The organism is Mycolicibacter acidiphilus, from assembly GCF_018455725.1.
Taxonomy (GTDB): domain Bacteria; phylum Actinomycetota; class Actinomycetes; order Mycobacteriales; family Mycobacteriaceae; genus Mycobacterium; species Mycobacterium acidiphilum.
Map to the genome: position 1 here is coordinate 1 of NZ_JAHCLR010000024.1, position 6783 is coordinate 6783.

The window sequence follows — 6783 nt, forward strand, 5'->3', positions numbered from 1 at the left end:
CCCCCGCGCCATCCTCGGCTTCCGTACCCCCAGAGAGGTCTTCACTCAGCTACTGACCGACTCCGTTGCTTCCACCGCTTGACATCGCCGAGGTTTCCCATGAAGCGTCGTATCCCGGCGGCAGTGGCCGCACTCGGTGGCGGTCTGCTGGCCGCCGCGTTCCTCTCCACCGCAGTCGCCGCCGCCGAGCCCGCCGCGGACGCCGGCGCCGACGGTGGTGCGCTGATCGACGGTGGTCTGGGCAATGGCGACGCGCTGATCGGTGGCGATCTGTTCGGTGGCGACGGGCCGCTGGGCGGCGACTTGATCGGCGGCGACCTGATCGGCGGCGACCTCAACCTCTGAGGCCGGCTGCGTCGAACACCGCGGAGCCGCTATCCGGTGAATAGCCACCGGATAGCGGCGCCGCGGCGCTAATTCGTGCGATGAATTCAATTCGCTTTATCAATGGTGTCGTGCATCACTGAATAGGAGCGGCTGTGCTGCTGGACTACGGGTTGTTGCCGCCGGAGGTCAACTCCGGGCGACTGCACTCCGGCCCGGGTCCAGGGCCGTTGCTGACGGCCGCCGGCGCCTGGCGGACGCTCGCGTCCGACCTCGACATCGCTGCCGCCGGCTACCGGGCGGCCCTCACCGACCTGGCCGCCGGGTCGTGGGCCGGCCCGGCCGCGGCGCAGATGACCGCCGCGGTGCTGCCGTACGCATCCTGGCTGACCGCCGCCGCAGCGTCCGCCGAGCAGACCGTCGCAGCGATCGAGGCTGCGGTCGGTGCCTACGAAGCCGCGCACGCCGGCGTCATCCACCCGGTCGCCGTCGACGTCAACCGCGGTCGGGTGGTGGCACTGGCCCGGACGAACGTCGTCGGCCAGAACACCCCGGCCATCGCTGCCGCCGAGATGGAGTACACCGCCATGTGGGCGCAGGACGCGGTGGCGATGTACACCTACGCAGCGTCCGCAGGCGGCCTGCAGATCCCGACGATCCCCGCACTGCCGCACCAACTCGCGACCGCGGCCCTGCCGGTCGGTCCGCAGTCCGCACACGGCTCCGGATCCACGGCGGCAACGGAACTGCTCTCGCCGGGCGCGCTTCTCAAGACGGTGCTGACCATGACCCGGCCGGCGCTGCCGATCGCGACGCAGATCGCCCGCACGCTCTCGCTGGCCGCCGCCGGCCGCCCGAAACCCGCCACCGGGCGGACCGCGGTGCGTGCCAAGGGAACCGGCGACGCGCTCACTGCACTGAGCAGGCTGTCCGGCAGTGGGCCGGCGACGACCGCGAGCCTGGGCCGGGCGGGCACGATCGGCCGACTGTCGGTGCCGCTGACCTGGGGCGGGATCAGTTCGACGCCGGCGATTCCGGCGACGCCGGCGGGTGCTGTCGCAGCCGTCGCCGGTAGCCCGGTGGGTGCCCCGATGCTCGGGATGCTCGGCCATCCGCAGCACGGCGGTGCACAGCCGAGGCGTGCCGACCGGGCAGCGCCGAGGGCAACGGACGCGCTCAGCGTCGTCTAAGCTGGGTGTATTCCCCGCATCGCCGCATATCGTCCGGGAAGGACGTTTCATGGTTGGTTCCCGTCGTGTCCGTGACTGTCGCCGAACGGCGGGAACCGGCTCCGCGACCAGGTCGTCGATGGTCGACAGTTGCCTTACAGCAATCACATTCGCGACGCTCGGGCTCACGTCGCTGGCCGCCGGGCCCGCTGCGCACGCCGACGAAGCCGACCTCGCAGACTGGTTCGGCACCCTCGCCGGGTCGACGGACACGGCCGGCAGCGCCTTAAGTAATGCTGAGTTCACACCCTTTGAAGGTGTCTACAACTCGATTCACACCGACCTTCAAGACTGGATCACCAGCGCGGAGGGACGGACGGTCGACGGGTTCCTCAACAAGGTCTCCGGGGAGTTCCTGATCGGTGACGGCGCCAACGGCACCGCGGCGCACATCAACGGCGGCGCCGGCGGGCTGTGGTTCGGTGACGGCGGCAACGGCTTCAACGCCACCGGTGCCGGCGCGGCCGGCGGGGCCGGTGGCGCAGCCGGGCTGTTCGGCGACGGCGGGAACGGCGGCAGCGGCGGCCCGGGCGGGGACGGCGGATCCGGCGGGGCGGGCGGATCGCTCGCGGGCGTCGGCGGTGACGGCGGTGCGGGCCGGGAGGGCGGCGCGGCCGGGGTCGGTGACGGAGTGATCTTCGGGGCGGCCGGCACCCCCGGGGCCGGTGGCACCTCAGATACCCCGACGCCCCCGCACGGTGGCGGCAACCCGGCACCCGGGGTCAACGCAACCGTGCCCCTGCAGATGAACGACACCACCGAACCGGTGGTGCTGATCTCGGTCAACGGCGGACCGATGGTGCCGGTGCTCGTCGACACCGGATCCACCGGCCTGGTCATCGAAGCCAAGGACGTCGGATCGGCGGGGCTCGGCGACGCCACCGGATCGGGCTCGGCCAACTACGCCCAGCAGGTGGACTACTCCTACACCACCTACCGGACCACGGTGAGCTTCGGCGACGGCATCGTCACCGCACCCACCGCCGTCGACGTCGTCAGCGGCGCATCGGAGACCGCCTTCGCCAACGGCTTCGGTGGCGCCGGTGTCGTCGGGATCCTCGGCATCGGGCCCGACGACGGCTACCCGGGGACCAGCACGATCATCCCGGCGCTGCCGGGCGATCTCGGGCAGGGTGTCCTCATCGACGAGCCGAAGGGGGAGTTGGAGTTCGGCCCCAACCCGCTGCCCGTCGACGCGGTCGTCCGCGGTGCGCCGGAGACCTCACTCGGGGTGCGCATCGACGGCGGCCCGCTGCAGACCGTCGGTGCGGTCATCGACTCCGGTGGTGCGAACGGGGCGATCCCGTCGGCGCTGCTCGGCTCCGGCGGGCTGCCGGCCGGGACGACGGTGTCGGTGTACACCTACGACGGCAAGGACCTGCTGTACTCGTACACGACCGGCGCCGCGGCCAACACCGCGGTGACCCCGAGCGACCTGTTCAACACCGGCGATCTGGCGTTCCTGTATGGGCCCGTGTACATTTCGTCGAGCCCCGCCGGCATCGGCGAGACGATCTTCGACAAGCGGTGATCAGCGGAACGCGGCCGAACCGGTGAACGCGTGGCCGAGCACCAGCTGGTGCATCTCCGGGGTGCCCTCGTAGGTCAGCACCGACTCCAGGTTCACCATGTGCCGGATCACCGGGTACTCCAGCGATATCCCGTTGCCGCCCAAGATGGTTCGCGCGGTGCGACAGATCTTCAGGGCTTCGCGGGTGTTGTTGAGCTTGCCGAGGCTGACCTGCTCGGGACGTAAACCGTTCTGGTCCTTGAGCCGGCCCAGGTGCAGTGACAGCAGTTGGCCCTTGTGCAGTTCGACGGCCATGTCGACGAGTTTGGCCTGGGTCAGCTGGAATCCGGCGATCGGCTTGCCGAACTGGGTGCGGGTCATCGCGTAGTCGCGGGCGGCCTGCCAGGCGGAGCGGGCCGCGCCCATCGAACCCCAGACGATCCCGTAGCGGGCTTCGGAGAGACTTTCCAGCGCGCCCCGGACGCCGTGGGCTTTCGGCAGCAGCGCATCGGCGGGCAGCCGGACGTCGTCGAGGACGAGTTCGGAGGTGATCGACGCGCGCAGCGACAGCTTGTGGTGGATGGTGTTGGCGGTGAACCCGGGTGTGTCGGTGGGGACGATGAAGCCGCGGATGCCCTCATCGGTGGCCGCCCAGACCACCGCGACGTCGGCGATGGTGCCGTTGGTGATCCACATCTTGCGGCCATTAAGCACCCAATCGGACCCGTCCCGCTTGGCGCGGGTGGTCATGGCCGCCGGGTCGGAGCCGACGTCGGGTTCGGTCAGCCCGAAGCAGCCGATGATCTCCCCGGTGGCCATGCCCGGCAGCCACTGCTGCTTCTGCTCCTCGGAGCCGTTGTTGTAGATCGAGAACATCGCCAGCGAGCCCTGCACGCTGACCAGCGAGCGCAGACCGGAGTCGGCGGCTTCAAGCTCCACGCAGGCCAGCCCGTAGTGCACCGCCGACGCGCCGCCGCAGCCGTAGCCGTGCAGGTGCATGCCGAGCAGGCCCAGCCGGCCGAACTCTTTCGCGAGCTCGCGGGCCGGCAGGTCACCGATCTCGAACCACTCGGCGATGTGCGGCAGGACGTGTTCGGCACAGAACCCGGCGACGCTGTCACGCAGCGCGATCTCGTCGTCGGAGAGCAGGGTGTCCAGGCTCAGCGGGTCCAGTGGGTCGAACGGTGCCATGTCGCTCATCCGGCCATGGTAAGTCCGCCGCTGACGCTGATCACCTGACCGGTGATGAACGACGCGGCCGGCGAGGCGAAGAACAGCACCGGGGCGGCGACCTCCTCGGGTTTCGCGAGCCGGCGGAACGGGATCGCTTTGACCAGAGCCTCTTTCAGCTTCTCCGGCTGGGCGGCGAACAGCGGGGTGTCGGTGGGGCCGGGGCAGACGCAGTTGACGGTGACGTGGTGGCGGGCCATCTCCCGGGCCAGGGACTTGGTGAGTGCGATGACGCCGCCCTTGGCGCCGGCGTAGATGGTCTCGCCGGCGCTGCCGACCCGGCCGGCGTCGCTGGCCAGGTTGATCACCCGGCCGGCGCCGGCCTCGACCATCCCGGGCAGGAATGCGCTGCACATGTGCACCGGGCCCAGGTAGTTGATCGCCACCACCTTCTCGGCGAACTCCGTTGTGGCGTCCAGGAACGGCGCGGTGCGGTCCCAGCCGGCGGCGTTCACCAGGATGTCGGGTGCCCCGGCGTCGGCGTGCACCCGGTCCCGCAGGGCGTCGACCTGGGCCCGGTCGGCGATGTCGACCGGCAGCGGGAAGATCAGCTTGGGCCGCCGGTCGGCGGTGTCGCGGGCGGCCTGTTCATCGAGGTCGGCGGCGATCACCCGATCGCCCTGGGCGGCGAAGCCCAGGGCGATCGCGCGGCCGATGCCGGAGCCGGCACCGGTCACCACTGCGAGTCGGTCGGCCATCGGATGCCCCCTGTCAGGTCTGCCCTAGCAGGGTATCCCCGTTACCGGGTCAAGCGCGGGAGCTTCCGGGACCGCCCGGGGTGCCGTCGGCGCCGCCGTTCTGCCCGGTCCCGCCGTTCGCACCGGCCACGCCGTCGGACCCGCCGGTGGCGCCGTTGCCACCGTTGCCGCCGGCGCCGTCGCCGTGCGGACCGACCAGGCCGCCGGTGCCGCCGGCCCCGCCGTCGCCGCCGACGCCACCCTTGCCCGCGGCGGTGGCGTCGCCGCCGTTGCCGCCGGTCCCGCCGTTGCCGCCGACGCCGCCGTCGGCGGTGGTGGTGCTGTTGCCGCCGTCGCCGCCGTTGCCGCCGTTGCCGGGGTTGCCACCGTCGAAGAAGGTTCCCGACGATTGCCCGCTGGAGTTCGTCGGCGGGACGTAGCTGTTGCCGACCTGACTGCCGCTGTCGCCGCCGTTGCCGCCGTTGCCGCCGGTCTTCACGTCACCGACGCCGCCGTTGCCGCCGTTGCCGGCCGTGCCGCCGGGGTAGCCCTGGTTGCCGCCGTCACCGCCGTTGCCGCCGTTGCCGCCGTGGATGCCGGTGCCGCCGTTACCGCCGTTGCCGCCATCACCGAGGCTGCTCTGGCCGGCCGCGCCGCCGTCGCCGCCCGTGCTGCCCGCTCCGATACCGGCGCCGCCGTTGCCGCCGGTGGCGTCGGTCGTGATACCGATATTGCTCGCGGTGGTCCCGGCTCCACCGGTACCACCGTGACCGCCGTCGATGCCGGCGCCACCAGTGCCACCAGCGCCGCCGCTGGCGAGGTTGCCCGCACCGCCGTCGCCGCCTGCACCGCCGGTGCCGGAGTCGCCGGCCCCGCCGCCGCCACCGCCGCCGCCACCGCCGCCGCCTTCCACCGGTGCCGGGACTGCGGACTTGCCCAGGTTGCTGAAGGCATTGCCGACGCCTGCGCCGCCGGCGCCGCCGTTCCCGCCCTGGCCCGCGACGCCGTCACCGCTGACGCCGCCGGTGCCACCTGCGCCGCCGGTGCCGCCGTTCCCGGTGGCGGCGATCCCACCCGAACCCCCGCTGCCGCCGTATCCGGCGCCTGCTCCGTCGGCGCCGTCGCCGCCGGTACCGCCCGTGCCGCCGTCGCCGCCGGTGCCGAACAAGGTGACGGAGCCCATGCCGCCATCACCGCCGTTGCCGGCGGTGCTCCCGGCGCCGCTGGCGGCTCCGCCGGCGCCACCCACACCGCCGGTGCTGGTGGCCCCGGCGAACAGGCCGCCGCTCCCTTCGCCACCGGTGCCGCCGTCACCGGCGGTGCTCCCGATGCCGCTGGCGGCGCCGCCATCGCCCCCGGCGCCGCCGTCGGCCCCGCCCGTGATGCCTATCGCGCCGGGTAGACCGGTCAGGCTGCTGGGCAGCGTGGGCGCCAAGTCGAGGGAATTGCCGGCGTGCGCCAGGCTGGCCAGTGAGCCGCCGGTGCCGCCGTTGCCGCCCACACCGCCGATGCTGTCGGTGCCGGTGACCGCTCCGCCGGTGCCACCGGCGCCGCCGACTCCGGTGGTGCCACCGCCGAAGATTCCGGTGGTGCCACCCAGACCGCCGTTGCCGCCGGCACCTCCCACGGCGGCGTCGCCACTGGCCGCGCCGCCGGCCCCGCCGGTGCCGCCGACGGTCCCGGTGCCGCCGGAGAGAAGTCCGCCCAATCCGCCGATGCCGCCGTTGCCGCCCGCGCCGCCGGTGCTGCCGTCGCCGGTCGCGGCGCCGCCGACCCCGCCGTCACCGGCCTGGCCGCCGTCGCCGTCGGCGAG

At 72.7% G+C, this 6783-nt stretch carries 5 protein-coding genes and 1 pseudogene; 3 read left to right on the plus strand and 3 right to left on the minus strand.

Annotation, left to right across the window (positions count from 1 at the left end; all coding sequences use genetic code 11):
- The first annotated feature begins 99 nt into the window (after positions 1–99).
- From KIH27_RS12965 to KIH27_RS12975, 3 genes are all read left to right on the plus strand, one after another.
- Positions 100–345, plus strand: a complete 246-nt coding sequence (locus KIH27_RS12965) for a hypothetical protein (RefSeq protein ID WP_214093370.1) — start codon at positions 100–102, stop codon at positions 343–345.
- Between the two features lie 134 nt (positions 346–479).
- Positions 480–1514, plus strand: coding sequence for a PPE family protein (locus KIH27_RS12970; protein WP_214093371.1), 1035 nt, complete (start codon positions 480–482; stop codon positions 1512–1514).
- Positions 1515–1632: 118 nt separating this feature from the next.
- Positions 1633–3084: a PecA family PE domain-processing aspartic protease gene (locus KIH27_RS12975; protein WP_214093372.1), complete on the plus strand. Its 1452-nt coding sequence runs from the start codon at positions 1633–1635 to the stop codon at positions 3082–3084.
- Here KIH27_RS12975 and KIH27_RS12980 read toward each other — a convergent pair whose 3' ends face one another.
- From KIH27_RS12980 to KIH27_RS22595, 3 genes and pseudogenes are all read right to left on the minus strand, one after another.
- The gene (locus tag KIH27_RS12980) at positions 3085–4263 is read right to left on the minus strand and encodes an acyl-CoA dehydrogenase family protein (protein WP_214093373.1); all 1179 of its coding nucleotides are present in this window, start codon (positions 4261–4263) and stop codon (positions 3085–3087) included.
- The gene (locus tag KIH27_RS12985) at positions 4260–4991 is read right to left on the minus strand and encodes an SDR family NAD(P)-dependent oxidoreductase (RefSeq protein ID WP_214093374.1); all 732 of its coding nucleotides are present in this window, start codon (positions 4989–4991) and stop codon (positions 4260–4262) included. The genes KIH27_RS12980 and KIH27_RS12985 overlap by 4 nt, the downstream gene beginning before the upstream one ends.
- A 49-nt stretch (positions 4992–5040) precedes the next feature.
- Positions 5041–6783: pseudogene (locus KIH27_RS22595) on the minus strand (PE family protein); the annotation flags it as partial.

Bases quoted from the DNA above. Each gene is read 5' to 3' on its own strand.
- KIH27_RS12965 (WP_214093370.1), top strand. From the start codon at position 100: ATGAAGCGTCGTATCCCGGCGGCAGTGGCCGCACTCGGTGGCGGTCTG.
- KIH27_RS12975 (WP_214093372.1), top strand. From the start codon at position 1,633: ATGGTCGACAGTTGCCTTACAGCAATCACATTCGCGACGCTCGGGCTC.
- KIH27_RS12980 (WP_214093373.1), bottom strand. From the start codon at position 4,263: ATGAGCGACATGGCACCGTTCGACCCACTGGACCCGCTGAGCCTGGAC.
- KIH27_RS12985 (WP_214093374.1), bottom strand. From the start codon at position 4,991: ATGGCCGACCGACTCGCAGTGGTGACCGGTGCCGGCTCCGGCATCGGC.